Source organism: Moraxella nasicaprae (genome assembly GCF_025643275.1).
GTDB lineage: Bacteria > Pseudomonadota > Gammaproteobacteria > Pseudomonadales > Moraxellaceae > Moraxella > Moraxella nasicaprae.
Window position 1 is genome coordinate 121,063 of sequence record NZ_CP089977.1, and the last position, 19,978, is coordinate 141,040.

The 19,978-nt window shown below is 44.7% G+C and carries 9 protein-coding genes; 6 read left to right on the top strand and 3 right to left on the bottom strand.

Annotation, left to right across the window (positions count from 1 at the left end):
* Positions 1-3: 3 nt before the first annotated feature.
* Positions 4-3,891: a UvrD-helicase domain-containing protein gene (locus LU297_RS00600; RefSeq protein ID WP_263076489.1), complete on the bottom strand. Its 3,888-nt coding sequence runs from the start codon at positions 3,889-3,891 to the stop codon at positions 4-6.
* Complete coding sequence (locus tag LU297_RS00605; protein ID WP_263076490.1) at positions 3,888-8,087, bottom strand: exodeoxyribonuclease V subunit gamma; 4,200 nt, start codon at positions 8,085-8,087, stop codon at positions 3,888-3,890. Before LU297_RS00605 ends, LU297_RS00600 begins: the two co-directional genes overlap by 4 nt.
* Positions 8,088-8,364: 277 nt before the next feature.
* Here LU297_RS00605 and dnaE point away from each other — a divergent pair, with 277 nt between their 5' ends.
* From dnaE to xseA, 6 genes are all read left to right on the top strand, one after another.
* Entirely contained in the window at positions 8,365-12,072 is a 3,708-nt protein-coding gene (dnaE, locus tag LU297_RS00610; protein WP_263076491.1) for a DNA polymerase III subunit alpha, read from the top strand.
* A complete protein-coding gene (locus LU297_RS00615) occupies positions 12,073-12,885 on the top strand; it encodes an RNA methyltransferase (RefSeq protein ID WP_263076492.1) in 813 nt (270 codons plus the stop codon).
* Positions 12,886-12,950: 65 nt separating this feature from the next.
* A complete protein-coding gene (gene cysE / locus LU297_RS00620; RefSeq protein WP_263076493.1) occupies positions 12,951-13,751 on the top strand; it encodes a serine O-acetyltransferase in 801 nt (266 codons plus the stop codon).
* Positions 13,726-14,304 (top strand): DNA-3-methyladenine glycosylase I, encoded by a 579-nt coding sequence (locus LU297_RS00625; RefSeq protein ID WP_432806260.1) that lies wholly within the window; start codon positions 13,726-13,728, stop codon positions 14,302-14,304. The genes cysE and LU297_RS00625 overlap by 26 nt, the downstream gene beginning before the upstream one ends.
* Positions 14,305-14,534: 230 nt before the next feature.
* A complete protein-coding gene (gene ppk2 / locus LU297_RS00630) occupies positions 14,535-15,632 on the top strand; it encodes a polyphosphate kinase 2 (protein ID WP_432806261.1) in 1,098 nt (365 codons plus the stop codon).
* Between the two features lie 116 nt (positions 15,633-15,748).
* Positions 15,749-17,278, top strand: coding sequence for an exodeoxyribonuclease VII large subunit (gene xseA, locus LU297_RS00635; protein ID WP_263076495.1), 1,530 nt, complete (start codon positions 15,749-15,751; stop codon positions 17,276-17,278).
* Between the two features lie 70 nt (positions 17,279-17,348).
* On the opposite strand, the gene LU297_RS00640 is transcribed toward xseA, so the two are convergent.
* Positions 17,349-19,919, bottom strand: a complete 2,571-nt coding sequence (locus tag LU297_RS00640; protein ID WP_263076496.1) for a prolyl oligopeptidase family serine peptidase — start codon at positions 19,917-19,919, stop codon at positions 17,349-17,351.
* Positions 19,920-19,978 lie beyond the last annotated feature (59 nt).

Below are 19,978 nucleotides of genomic sequence, written 5' to 3' on the forward strand. Positions count from 1 at the left end.
TCACTATAAAATCTCATCAAGTGCCAAAATCAGTGGTAATGGCGGCTGCCATTTTAACCGCCCCATTTGAGGATTTTCAGGGTCAATGCCTCGCAAAAAGACATACTCTACTGACCCTAAATATCGTGATTCTTGCCCAGCATAATCAGCAATTTTGAGCTTTAACAAGCGGTGCAATGCCACTTGATAGATGGCGGCTTGCAACCAATAGCCAGACTTATCCATCGCCTTACTCAGGCTATCCTCATGATAATCACTGGGCAAAACACCAAGATGATTGGATTTATAATCCACCACATAAAACCTACCTTGATGCTCATACACCAAATCAATCTCACCACGCAGATAACGATACGCCACACCGCCATCGTCAAGCAAGGACAATGCACGGTCGCTATGCTTAGCAAAGGCTTGATTTAGCTTATCCACCGAAAAATCATCATTCATGCCCAAAACAAAGCTCAGCTCTCGTCTTTGTGCCTGCTCATCAATCTGTGCCAGCGACACACCCGAACTGATGAAGTTAGCGTGCATCACCTGACTTAGCCACGCCACCAGCCGATGATGCTCTGTCTCATCTTGGGATTGTCCCACCAGATAGGCCTGGGCGTGCAGACTGGCATAACGGCTGGGCAATCCAAGCTGTTTGACAAAATCATCAATCACTCTACTAAGCTCATTACTGCGTTTGGCGTGCTGCAAAACCTTGTGCAAAAAATCCCCTGCAAACCGCCCCTTGATGAAACTTTGGCGAATCTCATGCGGATTGATGATAAGTGCCTCATTATCCGCCTGACTTAGCACGGATAATTCATCATAGTCTGCCACCACTGCCAATTGTTCTTTGTCCAAAGAATTTAGATGTGCTACTAAGGCGGTGAAGCTCGTCTGATATACGCCTGCAAACTTTGTCTGTGGTAACAACTGATGCCAGTCTGCGTACTTGATTGCCTGTTCATCACCACTCATCTGACCAAAGACATCAGCACATCGTGTACAGGTCGCCAGCTCAATCTGATTGACCGATGACAGTCGTGCTGGCAGCGTGTAGGCTGCCTGCATGGATTCTAGCCACTGGTTGAGCGGTTTTTTCTCAATATCTTTTTTGTTGTACGCATCATCAGCAACCACAAAAACCTGCTCAGATGCCCGAGTCAATCCCACATAGCCCAAGCGTCTTAATTCATCAATGCCCTCTTTGCTGTCCAAATCAGCATAATAACTTGCCTGAATTCCCCTACCAGCATTTGGCGAAATCCGACGATGAAAATGTTCATCGCTATAAGGGTAAAAACCCGTGTTATTTTCACTGGGGGTTTTGTTTAGACCAAGCAAATACACGATGGGAAATTCCAAACCTTTGGATTTATGAATACTCATCAGATGTACGCCTGTTTCGCTAGGCAACACCGCTCTTTTGTGTGTCTCGTCTAGCTCTTCTGGTTTTTGCTGCATCATTTGCTCATACCATGCCAGCAGGCGAGATTCATGCAGATGATTTTGTGTGCCAATCAATTCAATCAACTGCCACAAATCACTCAAATACCGTTCGCCAAGCTGTGCTACGGATAATATCAACACATCTTCATGAGATAAATTTTTTAGTAAAATTTCATTTAACGCTGCCGCCAAGCCATTTTTTTGCCATCTGTCATGAGCTTTTTTAAGATAAGTGATGAGGGTTAGTTTATCCAGTCCGACGGGCAATTCATCACTCATCTGCTCATCATCGTCCACACCAAGCAACGCCATCGCTTGCGTTAGTGTCAGACCCATCATTGGCGTTACCAACCATCTGCCCACATAATCGGTGCGGTTTGGCTGCAAAATCGCTAACATTAACGCATATAAATCCTTGCCCGCCTGCGTCATAAAGACATTTTCATCTTTGGCATCAATGGCAGGTATGTTTAGTTTTTTTAATTCTTTTTGTAGTTTTGATAACTCATTATTGGTTTTGGACAGTACCGCCACATCGCTTGGCATGACTCGTCGCCCTGCCAAATAATGCTCGCCTTGCAAAATGGCATTGATGTGTTGTGCCAATAATTGATATTTCTCTTTTTTGTCTTCATAGGCGATGTGCAGCACCGTCAGCGGACTGTTGCCCACATAATCCACGCCATCATGTTGTTCGTTTTGTTGCCAAGACAGTCGCTGGGTTTCCTCAAATGCACTGATTGGTCGATAATAAATCTCGCTACCTAGATTGGCATGATTGGCAAATCCTGACGCACCATTATCCACAAACCATACATTCAATAATTCAATCAAGGCACGATTGGAGCGGCGGTTGGTGTCCAGCACCAAAGAACGATTTAGCACCGATTGACCACTTTGTTGTTCGCCATAATATTTGAGCAAATTATAGTTGGCGACATCGCCCCCACGAAAACGATAAATCGCCTGCTTAGGGTCGCCCACCAAAAGCAAAAAACCTTTTTGTGGTTTTGGCTGGTCACCACCAATCTCATCAAAGCGTTTCATTTGCAGTTGATAATTAAGCATATCTTTAAGATATACTTGTTCCAATAGCTCAACTTGCAAACCGTTCACATCTTGGGATTCGTCAATCAATGCCACAGGATAATGATGGCGAATGTGTTTTGCCAAAGCAGGATTGACGGATAAGGCGGTATTTAGTCGCACCATTTGCAAGGTAAAAGTTGTCTGCTTTTGGGCTTCTAACACACCAGCCAGACGCTCTTTGATGGTCAAGGCAATCTGATAAGACAGCTGACGAATATAATGTTCCTGCACCGATAGTAGCATCTGCGGGCAAGCCGCCAAAGTCGCCATCTCTTCTAACAACGCAATCAACCTATCTTTGGCTGATTGGTCATGCTTTTTATTAAACACATTTTTCCACTCGGCATCAGACCATGACTTAATGTCTGCCAAAAATGCGTGTTGTTGCTTACTTAAATGGGCAACAAAATCAAGCCCATGTTGATTAACCATGTCTAATATGGTCTGCCAAAGTGGCAAATTTTCCTGCAAGCTATTGGCGGTTTTTTTGCTTATGCCAAGAAAGATGTTATGATTGGCATCATAAAACTCTTGCAAACCATCAAAATCAACACAACCAACATCATGTAGAATATCTTGAATATCCTCCAAAGTAACATCGGCTGGCGATACCTCATCAATCGGTGCAGAAAAAAATTGTAGCACCTGATTGATGCGATGCATCATGGTATTGACATCGCCAAACAGATTGGGATACTGCTGCAACAACAAACGATACAACAAAGGATTATCCAGCTTTAACTGCACTTCTTTGGCTCGCAGCTCGTCATGAATCATCGCTGCGGTATATCGTGTGGCATCTGGTGAGATTTGCACATCGCTATGATGACCGATTTGGGCGGAAAATTCTTTGAGCCATTTTTGGGTCAGGCTATCTAGCGTCCCCACAAACAGCTTATCCAAAGTGGTTAATAATAGCCCAGTACGGCGAATGGTCTCATCTAGGGTCTTTTCGCCAGATTGTATCAAAAAACTTAATAAATAAAGATGAATTGGATCACTACCATCAACACCTGCCATTGATGCCATGTTTTCAATTTGCGGTAATGACTGTGCAAGATTTTTAACATCAAACCACGCTTGATGATGGCTTTGCTGGGATTTTAGCCAACGAATCAACGCATAAAAATTTTGTAGTCGTTGCAAAATTCTCTCTTGCATTTCTGCGGCGGCAGCTTTGGTAAATGTCGTTGCCACAATGCGTTCAGGCGAATATTTTTTTTCAATCAGCAGTCTTAAAATAATGCCTGTCAGCGTCCAAGTTTTACCTGTTCCTGCTGATGCCTCAATCAGATACCCGCCTTGCAAAGAGCAATCCAAAGCTGCAATGCCCGTTGGTGTGTGTGTCTTTTTGTCCATCATTTTGTCTCCTTATCGTCTTTGATACAATCCAAAGACACCAAAGATTGTTTAAAATGACTATATAATATTTCAACCAAAATACTGGCTTGCTTCCAAGCAATCAAGGCATCGGTATCGCCCAAAATCAACCGCCAAGAGTCGTGCTGACTACAAGAATCATACGCCACGCCTTGATGATTGACCGACAGCCATGCTGAAAATAAACTGCTTACTTTGTTCAGCTGATTTGTTGAATCATCACGAAAATAGCCCAATAAATCACTGTCACTGGCAAGTAGCCCAACATAAATCAAAGAGTTTTCCACCGTCATCGGTATTGCCAACTTTCTCATCAAATAAGCCAAGCAAATAAAATTGTCCAGCAATCGTTTTGCCGTATCGGCAGGTACAGGCGTGAACATGAAAGTTCGATGCTCATCATGCCCTAACGCCTTTAATTCCCTGCTTTCTCGATGAAAATAACCTATCGTACAGCCTGCATTATTTTGCACCGCCTGTACATCTGTGCCTTTGTCCACCTGCCAAGCCAAATGGCGTATCCACAGCATCAAAAGATGCTTTGCCTTAGCAGATTTTGGCAAGACAGACAGCCAAGCATCGGTGTCATCTTTGGGAAGGTTGGCGGTCAGCTGAATCGATTGTCCAACCACATCAAGCAAGAGTATGCGTTCATCACAAGCGGTGATGAGCTTGGCATAGTCGGTTGGCGTAGTCATCAGACCAACCACAGATGTCTTGCCACTGTTTTGCAAAACCTCATAAAAATCATTGGCTTGGCTCATGCTAAATGCCAACTGCTTTTGCAAGCTCGTCCATCTTGACGCACCTGCTGGCAACTGATTGCCATAGTTTAATGCCATCAAGCGTTGCCAAGCCTGCTGGTTTTCTGCCGAAATCTGAACATCATTAAGACCCAACTCTTGCTGTTCAAACACAGCAGGGCTAATGCCATCAAACACCCCTTGTGCCAAAGCGTCCAAAATGGCGGTTTGCAGCTGATATGCTCCAAGATTATCCAAAATCAATGGTTCATCAAGTTCGTCTTCTTCCACTTGTTTTGTCAAAAAAATCTTATCAGCAAAAAAAGTCTTGGCAGGCGAGTTGATGTTAAAAATAATGTCATTTAGATGAATAAAAGCAGGTAATTGGATATGATATTCATGCAGCAGTACCGACAATGCCTGCCCATCATATTGATGTAGATTGTCCGCCATTGCCTCAACAATCTGCTGGTACTGCTCATCACTTGGTAATGTGACGACCAAGCCCCTACTCTGATAGCGACTGTCTAACACTTGACGAATTTGTTGCCACAAAGGAGCTGGTGGCAAAAATACTCGCCAAGATTCGTGAAATTGAGCCAATTTTTCGGACAACGCCTGCCGAACGATTGATTTTAGGTCTTGTGAATGACTCTTATCACTCTGATGAGTGGTTTGATAAAATAACGCTTTATCAAAACTGGTCGCCTGATGATGTGTGACCAGATATTTTTCTATCAAATCAGGCATCATCTGAGCGATGGTTTGCCCAATCATTGCCTCATCTGCACCGATGGCAGACAAGTTAAAATTATCCTGCCAATCCACGCCATTTTTAAAAAATTCTAATAATTCACTGACGGGCGAGGCTGGTAATAATTCGGTTACACCATCACTGGCGACGGCAGTATAAAAAATCATACAAGCATCACGACTACACAGTAATGCCTCCAAAAACGCCCCATTGTCATCATCTTCCATCGCACGGTCGCCACGACGACGCAAGCCTGCTTTCATCAAGTCCATGCTTGCCCTACTGTCTTGGCGTGGAAAAGTTGCCAAATTCATGTCCAGCATGATTGTCAAGCCAAAAGGAATGCTACGAAGTGCCCCAAATCTGGCAAAACTAATCACATTGGCAGGTTCGGCACTGACCGCCTGTGCTGCCACTTGATTGGCAATACTTTCAAGCACAAATCGCAAACTCAGCCTAATTTGCTCATTGCCATGATGTTGGTATAATTTATTTGCTCGAATGCTGGCAGCAATACTGTTTTTGGCATCAAAAATGGCACGCAGCTCGGGCGTGGACTGCAACCCATCAAAATAACGATTGATGACCTCCTCTTCGATGGCGTACAGCCAATGCTCGATGGTGTCTATTTGCTCATACTGCCCACGCACTGACGATAATCCTTCATAAATTCGGCACAAAGCCTCAATGATGGGAGCGTCTGCCAACGAAACCGCCTTTAATGACACAACCGCCTCGCCAAACGCTTGGTTTTTCCATGCAAATGGGTATAACAACGCATTGGGCAATTCGTCTGCTTGCGGTGCTAACAATCCCATCGTCAATCTGTCTAACGCATAGCCAAAACTATACCGATAATCCAAATCATCACTATTTAGTGTTTCTGATAAATGCTGAGCATCAAAACCACGCTTAAATCCTGCCTGTGCCAATAGTTCACATGCACGATTCATCTGCTCAAAAGTCAGTCCAACACTCTGATATAGCATGGGGTTTAGCAGCCATTCAAACACATCATCTTGATAAAATCGGTTGCTAGGGTCGCCAAGCAAAGTATAAAATCCCAAAATCGCCTGTAACAACTCATCAATTTTTCGGCTGGTCGCCCCTGTGATTTTGGCGGGCAATACCAAGCCATCTGCTGCCATGCCATCATGAAACACCAACGAAATCAAGTCCTTAGCTTCGTCAATATCTGGCACATAAATCACCACATCAGACAGTTGTCGCTGTGAGCCGTCAGCATTGGGCTGATTGAGATAGCGAGCAATCATCACACGAGCAATCTCTAATTGTCGTTTTAGACCATGACAGGCGTGAATGCTGATGCTGGGTAACTGCTGAGCATGGTGCAGGCTAAATTTACCACGCTGCTTGGTCTTACCCAGCAAATCAATGACAGACCTTCCCAATACTTCATGGGTGGTATTATCATCAAGCATGAGAATATCATTTTTTAGTTGGTTTAATAAATCATCATTGGCATTCATCACAAACTTATCCTGCCAGATGACCTGCCAATCTTTTGGTGTGTGATAGTTTTCTTTGTTGGTACGATTCAACTGACCCAAAGAATGATTATCTTCATAATAAAACTCACCGCCAGACATATCAGCAAGCATCGCAAAAGTCTCACGAGACTCTTTGCCAAGTCTTGATAACAATCCATGTCCAGCGTCTTTAAGATAGACTGATTGTGGCTTAATGATTTGCTGAGTGGTAAGCCAATTTTTATCCACAATATCCGCCCAAAACATCTGTGATGGATTTAAATGAAACAGGTGTACATGAAGATGGGTTGATAATCGCTTTAAAAATTGCAGCTCCACTTGGGGAATTTGTTGCACCGTGAACAGATACAGCTGTCTGGGCAAGCTATCTTTGACCGCTCGTGCCAATTCATCACCACCCACACCATCTAACACCGCCCAAAATCGCTCTTCTAAGCTCTCACGGTACGCATAGACCTGCCCGAACAGCTCATGCCACAGCTGTCTAAGCAGAATCTCCAAATTCTCATACTGCTCAATCAACCATTCAGGCGTACCATCGGTATCGCCAAATTCTTGCCCAAACCGCTCCTTATCAGCAAGCATCTGCCGCACACTGATAGGCAAATCCAGCCCATATGTCCATGCGTGCAACCATTCTGGACGATGGGTTAGATATCGCACATAGACAGAGGATAGCTCTTGGCATACCTGCCACAGTCGATGTTCTGGTACACTTTGGCTTTGTTCTTCATACAAAGAAGTCAATAAACCATGTAAAAAATGTGCTTTATCATTTAAAATATTTAATAAATATTTTTTTGATATTTCAGATAAATAACCAAACAATCGCCATCGCATCACTGAGCCAGACAAGACCGCCACTTCTGGAACGGCAAGGGCGGTATTTGGGTGATACTGTGCATCAATGTTAAGAGCGGTTTGAATCATTTGCCATTGATAACGACCCCAAAACTGAGCGGTAAATAGCGTACTGATGCCCAATTTTCTTGCCACAGATTTATTCAGCCAGTCGCCCAATACCATCGATGGCACAATCACGGTAAATGGCTCAAACACCCATGCTCCCAATGAGGAATGCTGAGCAGAAGAAAATTGTTGTTGATGGTATTGTTTGATAAGTTCATCTAATAAAACATTGGTGTCGTTTGATTGTATAATCTGAAACATGGTAGCCGTTTTTTAAGTAGATTGTCTAAGCCATCATTGATTTTTTGCCAAGCAATGATGATTTTGTGCAAATTGGGGAAAATTATATCAATAATTCTATCGTCAAGCGTGATATAATAGCACTTTTATCAGGGTGTGTGAAACTTTTGTCTGTGGCAACATCTGTGATGCTTGCCCGCCAGTACCGCCATCAAGATTCTGATAACCAGTAAGCTCATCAGGCGTTACCTGCCTAAGTCTTGTTCATCACCACAACATTGCAGTAGTAAGGATTGTCATGTCGTTTGTACATTTGGGTGTACGCAGTGAGTATGCCATCGTCGATTCCATCATTCGTATCAAAGAGTTGGTCAAAGCCGCCAAAGATGACGGACAGACCGCTCTTGGCTTGGTGGATTGGAATAATATGTTTGCGGCGGTCAAATTTTATAAGGCATGTGTCGGTGCTGGCATTAAGCCCATTTTGGGGGCGGAGGTTGTGATTGGCGATGCCATCGACCGTCAAGCCGAAGACGACAAATACAGCATCATGCTCTACGCCATGAATAATGATGGCTATAAAAATCTACTACGACTACTGTCTGATGCTTATACCGACCGACCAATGGGGGCGAATGGCACGGTCAGTATCCACACACCCATCATCACCAAATCCGCTCTATTTGCTCGCTCCGAAGGACTGATTGCCATCTTGACCAGTCGCTCAGAAATCGCCCCAACCTTGCTTGGTAATCACCCAGATTCTGCTCTAAATGCCCTACAAACATGGCAATCGGTATTTGGCGATCGTCTGTACTTGGGCATCAAACGCACCAAAACAGGCGATGACCGATTTAATGTTCAGGCAATCATTCAGGGTTCTAAACTTGGGATTGCCGTCATCGCTCACAACGATGTGCGTTTTTTGAACGCCACACCGCAAGCTGATATTGGCGGTAAAGATGTCGATACCAGTAGTGATTTTGACGCTCACGAGGCTCGTGTGTGCATTGCCACAGGTTATACATTGGGCGACCCAAACCGACCAAGAGACTACACCGAATTACAATATTTTAAAAGCCAAACAGAGATGGCAGAGTTATTTGCTGACTTGCCACAAGTTATTGAAAACACCGCCCTACTTGCCAGTCGCTGTAATGTTACCTTGACTTTGGGCATCAATGTCTTGCCTGACTTTCCGATTCCAGAGGGCGAAACCATTGAAAGCTTTTTTAGAAAAACCTCTGCCGAAGGTCTCAACCGCCGTTTGGACAAACTATATCCTCCCAGCGAACGAGGCGATGACTGGGCAAATATTCGCAAGCCCTATGACGAGCGACTTGATTATGAGCTAGACATCATCATCAAAATGGGCTTTCCAGGCTATTTTCTCATCGTGATGGACTTTATCCGCTGGGCAAAAGCCAATGGCGTGCCTGTCGGTCCAGGTCGTGGCTCAGGAGCAGGTTCTTTGGTGGCTTATGCATTGAACATCACCGACCTAGACCCTTTGCATTATGACTTGCTGTTTGAAAGATTTTTAAACCCAGAGCGTGTCTCGATGCCTGACTTTGACATTGACTTTTGTATCGAGGGTCGAGACCGTGTGATTGACTATGTTGCTCGCCAATATGGTCGTCAGGCAGTCAGTCAAATCATCACTTTTGGTACGATGGCGGCTCGTGCGGTGGTGCGAGATGTGACTCGTGTGCAGGGCAAGCCTTTTGGTCTGGGCGATAGAATCTCCAAACTGATTCCAAAAACCCCTGGCATTAGCCTTGCCGATGCCATCGAACAAGAACCGCAGCTTAAAGACTTATTAACCAATCCAGAAGCCAGCGACCATGAGCTTGCCAGAGAAATCTGGGACATGGCAGAAAAACTAGAAGGCATTTGTCGAAATGTCGGTAAGCATGCAGGTGGCGTGCTGATTGCCCCAAATCGCATCAGTGATTTTAGTGCGGTATATTGCGATGATGAGGGTCACCCTGTCAGTCAGTTTGATAAAGATGATGTTGAGGCAGTTGGACTGGTTAAATTTGACTTCTTGGGGCTTAGAAACCTCACCGTCATTCAGGCAGCGGTCGATAACATTAACGACACTCGTGCCAAACTTGGGCAAGAGCCGATTGACCTTGAAACCTTGCCACTTGACGATATGGCGGTCTATGAATCGGTGCTACAACAAGCCAAAACCAGTGCCGTATTCCAGCTTGAAAGCTCGGGCATGAAAAAATACCTAACCCAGCTTAAACCGACTAATATTGAAGATGTCATTGCGATGTGTGCCTTGTATCGACCTGGCCCACTTGAATCAGGCATGGTGTCGGATTTCATTGACCGCAAACACGGCGTACAGGAAGTGGCTTATCCACACGCCCAATATCAGCATGACAGCCTAAAACCATCGCTAGAATCCACCTACGGAGTCATCGTTTATCAAGAACAAGTCATGCAAATCGCTCAGGTGCTGGCAGGCTATACGCTGGGCGGTGCTGATATGCTGCGTCGTGCTATGGGTAAGAAAAAACCCGAAGAAATGGCAAAACAACGCAGTACCTTTGTTGAGGGTGCTGTTGCCCAAAATATCGATGGTGTGCTGGCGGCTCAAATTTTTGATTTGGTTGAAAAATTTGCAGGTTATGGCTTTAACAAATCGCACTCAGCAGCCTACGGTGTGCTTGCCTATCAGACCGCCTACCTAAAACACTACTACCCTGCCGAATTCATGGCAGCGGTACTGACTTCGGAAATGGACGATACCGACCAAGTGGTGTTTTTATTAAGTGACTGTAAAGATAACTTTAATCTTAATGTCATACCGCCAAGCATCAATCACAGCCAGTGGCGATTTGTGGTGCGAGATGCCAAGACGGTGGTCTATGGCTTAGGAGCCGTCAAAGGCGTGGGCGAAGAAGCGGTTGCCAGCATTGTCAAGGCACGCCAAAGTGGGCCTTTTAAGGATTTGTACGACTTTTGCAACCGTGTGGACATCAAAAAAGTAGGCAAACGCACGCTCGAAGCCTTGATTAAAGCAGGCTGTTTTGATGTCTTGGCAGAAACACTCAAACCACACTATCTGACTGATGAGGGTGATTTTAGCTACCAAATCCGTCGTGGATTATGGGAGCAGTTGCCTGATGCCATGGCAGCCGCTGAACAAAATCGCCAAAATCAGCTCATTGGTACTTTTGACTTATTCCAAGAAGTTGATGATGGTTTGTCGGTTGCCCCAGAATTGCCCGAAATTTTATGGAGCACCCAAGACCGCCTGCGTTTTGAAAAAGAGACGCTTGGACTGTATTTGACAGGACACCCGTTGGACGAATTTCGTGGCGAGCTTGCCAATTACACCACCGTTGCCAGCATTGCTGATTTATCCGACACAGGCTATAATAAATACAGTCATGTGGCAGGACTAATCATCGATGTCGCCAATTTTGGCAACCGTGTGGCGGTCACGATTGATGATGGCAAAGGACGAATGGAATTAAGCTGTTTTAATGATACTTTTAATCAATTAAAACATATTTTGACCGTTGATAAATCCGTGCCATTATTTAACGAAGATGGTTCGCCAATGCTTGACAAAAACCACAAGCAAATGACCAAAAAAACCGACAACATCATCATCGCCAAAGTCAGCATTCGTGAAGATGGCGGTCGAATGTTTGCTCGACTGCAACACGCCCAAACCACCGAACAGGCACGCTTGCACAAACTCAAAGAAGTCCATGCCAAGATTGGGGCAAATGACACACATCATTTGGATAACTTATTAAGCATCATCAAGGAAAATGACCCTTTGGCAACCACCATCAATACCCAAAGGCATCAAGATGGCGAATTTTATGTCGATGACTGCCTGCCCATTCATCTGTATGTCTATGATGAATGCGGCTTGGCAAAAGTCGCTGTCAATGACCGACTGCGACTCTACCCCAGCGATGATAATATCATCAAACTCAAACAATGGCTGACTGCCGATAATGTGGTGCTACGCTAAATGAACGACTTGACCGCCCAGCTTGCCAACATTCGCATTGTGATGATTGGCACAACCTTGCCAGCCAATATCGGTTCAGCAGCTCGTGCAATGCACACGATGGGACTGACCGACCTAGTGGTCATCAATCCACGCCTGCCCATTGATGATAGCAGTATCGCCAATGCTGCTGGCGGCAAAACAGTCTTGGATAACGCCATCATCAGTGATGATTTGCATCATAGTGTGGCGGATTGTACGCTGATTTTGGCAGCCAGTGCCAGAACCAGACAAATGCCAAAGCCCATCATTACACCACAACTGGCAAGCCAACTGATTGCCAGACATCAGCAGGCACATGGCAAGCATGGCAAAATTGCCATTTTATTTGGTCGAGAAGATAGAGGTTTAACCAATGAGGAGCTGGCATTGGCTGATTATCATATCCAAATCCCTGCCAATCCTGATTATCCTGTGCTGAATGTCGCCAATGCCGTTCAAGTCATTGCAGCCAGTATTTATGCAACGCTGACGCATCACGACGACTACACGCCACTCGCCAAAGAAATGCAGGGCGTTACCGCTCAGGAATATCCGCTGGACATTCATATTCGTGGCGTATGGGACGAACCTGCCATCACACACGCCCAAAGACACGGTCTTGATGATGCCATCATCGACCTCATGAAACAGCTTAATCTTGCCCAAGATGACAATTTGCGACTGCTACCCCAAAGATTATCCAGACTTAGCCAAAGATTGCAACTTGACCAAAAAGAGTACGCTTTACTGCGTTCCTTACTTGCAAAAATTAAACAAAACTTAAAAACATAACACCTGTATTGATTGATACAATCAGGTTTTATTGAATGCACTTTTGTAATTAACATGGTAATTTTATGTCCCTCATCAAAAAACTCAGCCAGCTAAAAGACAACATCAGTGATGACATCAATGCCGTCCTAGCCAAAGACCCTGCCGCTCGCACACAGGCAGAAGTTTTATTGACTTATCCTGGCATTCATGCACGCATTTTACATCGTGGGGCTCACGCTCTATGGAATGCTGACCGTAAGTTTTTGGCTCGTGCTTTATCTCATTTTACTCGCTGCACCACAGGCATCGAAATCCACCCTGCCGCCAAGATTGGCAAACGACTGTTCATCGATCATGGCATGGGCGTGGTGATTGGCGAGACTGCTGAGATTGGCGATGATGTGACCTTGTATCACGGTGTGACTTTGGGTGGGGTCTCTTGGGAAAAAGGTGCAAAACGCCACCCAACCTTGGGTAATAATGTCGTGGTGGGTGCTGGTGCAAAGATTTTGGGTGGATTTAGCGTGGGCAATAACGCAAAAATCGGCTCAAATGCCGTCGTCGTCAAGCCTGTGCCTGATGATGCCACAATGGTTGGTAGTGCTGCCCGTCTGATTGTCAAAGAAAAAGAACCTGCCAAACTTGCCAACGAAGCTCAATCACAAGAACTGTTTAATGCCTATGGTCTAAAACCTGATGCCAAAGACCCTGTGGCATCAAGCATTGCCGCCCTACTGGCTCATATCCAAAAACAAGATAAACAAATCGATGTTCTGATGGACGCCATTTGCAAACTTGACCCAAATTTTTGCAAACAAAACATCAAATCTTTGTGCAAAGACGACCTAGATGTCCTAGATGGCGACTGCGATGACGACAAATAATCCGATTCGTTGCGATTGGTGCTTGTCCGACCCTTTGTACATCGCCTATCACGATCATGAATGGGGCAAGCCCATTTACGATGACAGACAACTGTTTGCCTGCTTATGCCTTGAAAGCATGCAGGCAGGGCTTAGCTGGATTACCATCTTAAAACGCCGTGAAGCGTATTATCGTGCCTTTGATGACTTCGACCCTGCCAAAATCGCCTTATACGATGACCAAAAAATCGATGAATTGATGCAAAATACAAGCATCATTCGCCATCGTGCAAAAATCTGTGCCATCATCAATAATGCCAAAGCCTATCTTGCTATCTGCCAACGCCAGTCTTTTGCTCAATATCTATGGGGCATTGCCTGTGCCGATGGTGAGCCTATCATCAATCACCCAACCCGACTTGAAGACATTCCCAGCCAAACCAAAACCTCTGCACGCCTTGCCAAACAGCTCAAAAAAGATGGCTTTACTTTTGTTGGAGCAACCACCTGTTATGCTTTTATGCAAGCGGTGGGTATGGTCAATGACCATTTGGCATCGTGTGATTTTCGATGATTTTATCCATCAAAATGACAAAAGTCATGCAGCCAAGTCATCTTAGGCTTGTCTGATGGGCTTTTTATCACTAAGTGTTGGTTAAAAAACCTTTTGGTAAAACACACCATTTTTTGACAAAAATGATGGTATAAATAAAATAAATATAGATTGATTATCCCCATTAAGCGTGATACCATATTGACAGTAAGGTTTTTGTTGTTTACTTATACGCTATTTAAGGAGTTTTTATGTCTGCTACACAAACCAAGACCACCAAAGTGGCAACCACCCCAAAAAAAACAACACCAACCACGCCAACAGCCACCAAATCCCCTGTGATGGCAAAGACTTTGGGTCAATTAGAAGATTTACTAGAACACGCCACCCCTGATGAGTTGGCTGAGTTTGGTCAAACCCTTAGCGAATATTTGCCAGCAGCTCGTATCGCCAGCCAAATGCGTACCGAAAAATCCAAAGACACTCAGCTGTCAGACAACTGGCGTGAAGGCGGCTATCCTTATAAAAACCGCCTAAGCCGTAAAAATTATGAAGCCCAAAAATACAAACTACAAATTGAGCTGCTAAAACTACAACACCACATCAAGACCACAGGTCAAAAGCTGGTCATCATCTTTGAAGGTCGTGATGCCGCAGGTAAAGGCGGTACCATCAAACGCTTTATGGAACACCTCAATCCTCGTGGTGCCAGAGTGGTTGCTCTTGAAAAACCAACCGACCAAGAACGAGGTCAATGGTATTTTCAACGCTATGTCCAACATCTACCAACCGCTGGCGAGATTGTGCTGTTTGACCGTTCTTGGTACAACCGTGCAGTGGTTGAGCGAGTGATGGGCTTTTGTAGCGATGATGAATATCGCACTTTCATGCGTCAAGTGCCTGAGTTTGAAAAACATTTGGTGGAATCGGGCATTCATTTGGTCAAATTCTGGTTCTCGGTTAGCCGTGAAGAACAAAAAGCTCGCTTTGCCAGCCGTGAAAATGACCCACTAAAACAATGGAAGCTATCGCCTGTCGATAAAGCCTCTTTGAACAAATGGGACGATTATACCCTTGCCAAAGAAGCGATGTTCTTTAATACCGACACCGCAGAAGCTCCTTGGATTGTCATCAAATCTGACTGCAAAAAGCGTGCCCGTCTGAACGCCATGCGTTATGTGCTTAATAAGATGAATTATGAAAATAAAGATTCATCACAAATTGGCAATATCGACCCACTCATCGTTGGTCGTGCTGGTGCTTTATACGAGATGGACGAACGCACCGATTTGGCAGTTTCTGCCGCCAAAGTTCAAAAAGCGGCTGCCAAAAAATCAAATAAAAAATAACCATCGAACGCCAATAAAGGCACTTCATCATCGAAGTGCCTTTTGTTTTTGGTGTAAACAAATTGCCATCTAAGCACCTCTTTGTTACAATAATATTTTTCATCAGCGATATTGCCATGCCCAAATCCATCACAAAACAAGCCTCATCACTTCATCTGTCAGATAATCTTGATACCATTGAGCAAAAACATCGAGCTCTTGCCGAGCGTTTCGCCCAAGAGCTGACCGATGACGATGGCGATGATGGCATGGATATGCTGCCCAATGCCCAACTGTCTTTGCATGACTACTTAACGGCGGTCAAGATGGTCATTGATGATACTTTTGACCATGAAGTTTGGGTGCGTGCTGAGATTCGTGCGATGAACAGCAAAGGCGGTCATTATTATTTTGAGCTGGCAGATAAAGATGATGCTGGGCAAATCATCGCCAGTTGTCGAGCCACGCTATGGCGATATAAAGCAAACGCCCTACTAACCAAATTTGCCGTCACCACAGGTCAAAATCTACAAGCAGGCATCAATGTGCTGATGAAATGCTCCGCAAATTTTCATGCCCAATATGGATTTAGTCTCAATATCAGCGACATAGACCCCAACTATACGCTGGGCGAGCTGGCAGCAGCCTATCACGCCATGAAACAACGCCTATACCAAGAAGGGTTGTTTCATCTAAACAAATCTCTACCGACACCATTTGACATTCGTCATGTGGTGGTCATCGCTCCCGAACAAGCGGCTGGCTTGGGGGATTTTCGTGCCGAAGCTGACCGATTGATGATGGCAAAGGCTTGTCATTTTCAATATCATCACGCCACTTTTCAAGGCAATCATGCACCCAAAGAGATACGCCAAGCCATCATGGGAAGTCTAAATGATTTTCGCACACAACATGATGCCCTGCCTGATTTATTAGTCATCATTCGTGGTGGTGGTGCGGTGGGCGATTTGGCATACCTAAATGACTATGAGCTGGCGGCTATGGTCGCTGAATGCCCTGTACCCGTCTGGGTGGGCGTGGGTCATCAAAGAGACTTGGTTATTTTGGATGAAGTGGCTCATAGAAGTTTTGACACGCCATCAAAAGTCATCTTGGGCATTGAGACACATTTGGCACAAACAATCCAGCTTGCCAAACAAAAAATACAACAAATCCAACAAACCGCTACTCAATTTTTGACCACCACCAAGCAAGATTGCGAGCGAAAAATTCATCACATTCGCCATCATGCCAGCAAAACCACCCAAATCGCCAAACAAGACAGTAAGCATCAGCTTAAACAGCTACACACGACCATCAAACATCGCAGCAAACAAGAAACTCTGGCACTCAACACCCTGATGGCGAATACAAAAAAATACGCCCACGCACAACTGACACAAGCCAAAAAAGACAGTCGGTATTATTTGAATGAACATAAAAAGCTCTATTCACACCTAACCCTAGTACGTGAACAATGTCGCCATCTACAAAGTCTGATACTCATTCAGCACCCCCAAAGAACACTACAAAAAGGCTATGCTTTGATTTATGATGATGCCAATAAGCCCATCAGTAGTCGCCATATGCTCAATCAAGGACAAACGATACACATCGCCTTGCATGATGGTCAGGTGTCAGCACAAGTACAATCTCATCTTGATTAATTCCTCAAACATAATAAAACACCGCCAAATAAGTGGCGGTGTTTTATTATGAGGTTGCATCTAGCTATGGCTATTTGGCTTGCTTTTTGGCAGCTGCCTCAGCCTCTTCTTTGAGCCATTTTTCGCCTTTTAGCTCCTCTACCGTTGGGCGAGCAACCACAGGCACATCTTTAATGCCCATTTCGTGGAAACCAAATGCAGTCACCAGCGTCATTGCCTCTTTGGTAGCGGCAGGTGTTCTAGCACCGTGACCCTGATCTTCATCAGCAAATAGCAAGGTTGGGTTGGCACAAGACTGATTTTCCTGCAATGCCGCTGCAAACTTATAAGAATGGAATGGTAATACACGGTCATCACGCTTAGAGGTCATCACCAGCGTTGATGGATAGCACACACCTGCACGCACATTATGATATGGCGAATAAGATTTTAGGTAGCGGTACATCTCTTTGCTGTCGTACGCTGAGCCGTATTCACCGTCCCAAATGCCCTTATAAAAACGCTGGTCATGACGAAGCATATCAAGCACACCCACTTGTGGGAACGCTACACGATATTTTTCAGGATTTAGCGTCATTGATGCACCAACCAGCAGACCACCATTCGAACCACCGATGATTGCCAGATATTCAGGTGAGGTATAGCCGTTGGCTGTCAAGTAATCCGCAGCCGCCTCAAAATCATCAAAGACATTGAGTTTGTTTTGGAATTTACCTTGTTCATGCCATGCTTCGCCATATTCAGCACCGCCACGCAAGTGTGGACGAACAAAGACACCGCCATGCTCCAACCAAGGCACATTACGCAGGCTAAAATTAGCGGTATCTTTGACCGCAAAACCACCGTATGCCAGCATCAATGTTGGGTTTTTGCCATTCAGCACCGTACCCTTTTTATAGGAAATGCTCATTGGAATTTCTGTACCATCTTTTGATTTATACTTAACCAATTTGATTTCATAATCATTGTGGTTAAATGGGAATAAATCACGACGACGCACATCAATAAATTCGCCTTTGCTGATGCTGTATTTGTACACCGTACGAGGCGTAATAGGATTTTGGAAACGGAATGACAGATGGCTTTCATCGCCTGATTTTACATCAGTGCTCTTGCTGTCAATCTCGGTTTCGCCAGCCACATAGCTGAACAAATCTGTAATCTCGCCAACCGCACTAGGGGTCAAATCTTTTAGCGGATTACCCTTGGCATCTGTTAAGATGACACGATGTTGACCATCTTTGCTGTACTTGATTAAAAAATAGCCTTGACCTTCTTTATGATAAATCGCCTCTTCCATCTGGTCGTAAGCCGTATTAGCAGGCACAACCACTTCACGCTGTTTTAGATTGTGAATATTGGTCTTAATAAGCTCGCCATGCTGCTCATCATTTTCGCCAGAAATCAACCACAAATCGCCTGTTTTGGTGTCTAAATGCACAAAACTTGCCAATACGAAATGTTCAGCATATTTGCGGTTTTTGTCCGCCTGTTTTTGGTTGTACGGGCGGTACAATTTGCCAGTTTTCAAATCTTTGATGACAAAGGCATCTTGACCAACATAAGTGCTAATAACCATGTAACGCTTATCATCACCCTCTAATCCCATACCCATAATGGCAGCATTGAGATGAGACCAATGTACTTCGATGGGGTCGTCAAAGCGTTTTTTATTCAAATCACGGCGTAGAATTGTAGCAGGGTTGGTTGCCATGTCGCTATAAAAGAAAGTATCATTATCTAGCCACTCAACCGCCAAACCACGAGAGTCAATCTGGCGACCAACAATCACAGACCTACCCACTTCCTTACCCGTGGTGGTCTCATAAACATGCAGCTTAACCTGATCGCTATCGGCATAGCCAGAACTGAGCAGCAGCACCACATGACTGCCCGATTCATTAACATACATATCGCCATTGGTAAGATGGCGTTTTGAATCTGCCTCGCTCCATAGTAATTTTTCTACACCATTGCCATCAATGTACACCATGCGAGTATTGGTGTCTTCACCACGAAACAGTTTTAGCTCCCCGCCTGCTTTTACTGGGCTTTTGCGAATCAAATGCTCTCTGGCGTATAGGCTTTCAACATTTTGGCGAACTTTATCCACAAATGGGATATTATTCACATAGTCACGAGAGTCAGCATTTTGGGCATCAACCCATTGTGTGACTTCACTGGTAGGGCGATTTTCATCGATTTTTTGTAGGCTTTTTAGGGCACGGTTATCCATCTGACCGTTAGGAATGTCAGATTCTGAACGAGTGCCAATGAAGTTTCTTTGACGTTCTTCGTTGGTTTCTTTGGCATATTCTGGAGAGATGTGGTCTAATTCCTCAAACCAGCGATATTTATCCACCACTTTTTCGCCAAAATAATGGTCAATGCCATCATCAACCTTAGCACCAGAATGTACCGAAAAATTCGCTCGACCCTCTGAGGATAGGTTTTCTGGTCTGCCAGTTTCGCCTGTCAAGAAGCGGTCTTCTTTTGACTGATGGGTACGAGTGGCTGGATATTGATGTTGATTGGTGGTAGCTTGGGCATTTGCCATCGGTGCTTGCACGGTGGTGCATTGGGTCAGATACATACCTGACAACACCATAGCGGTCAAGGTAGCAATTTTATTAAATTTCATGATAACTCCCATTATCATTACTGGGTCAATCATTGATACTTGGTGCAAAATAATGCACC

Excerpts from the sequence above, each read along its gene's own strand:
- LU297_RS00600 (WP_263076489.1), bottom strand. The coding sequence starts at position 3,891 with ATGATGGACAAAAAGACACACACACCAACGGGCATTGCAGCTTTGGAT.
- LU297_RS00605 (WP_263076490.1), bottom strand. The coding sequence starts at position 8,087 with ATGTTTCAGATTATACAATCAAACGACACCAATGTTTTATTAGATGAA.
- dnaE (WP_263076491.1), top strand. The coding sequence starts at position 8,365 with ATGTCGTTTGTACATTTGGGTGTACGCAGTGAGTATGCCATCGTCGAT.
- LU297_RS00615 (WP_263076492.1), top strand. The coding sequence starts at position 12,073 with ATGAACGACTTGACCGCCCAGCTTGCCAACATTCGCATTGTGATGATT.
- cysE (WP_263076493.1), top strand. The coding sequence starts at position 12,951 with ATGTCCCTCATCAAAAAACTCAGCCAGCTAAAAGACAACATCAGTGAT.
- LU297_RS00625 (WP_432806260.1), top strand. The coding sequence starts at position 13,726 with ATGGCGACTGCGATGACGACAAATAATCCGATTCGTTGCGATTGGTGC.
- ppk2 (WP_432806261.1), top strand. The coding sequence starts at position 14,535 with ATGTCTGCTACACAAACCAAGACCACCAAAGTGGCAACCACCCCAAAA.
- xseA (WP_263076495.1), top strand. The coding sequence starts at position 15,749 with ATGCCCAAATCCATCACAAAACAAGCCTCATCACTTCATCTGTCAGAT.
- LU297_RS00640 (WP_263076496.1), bottom strand. The coding sequence starts at position 19,919 with ATGAAATTTAATAAAATTGCTACCTTGACCGCTATGGTGTTGTCAGGT.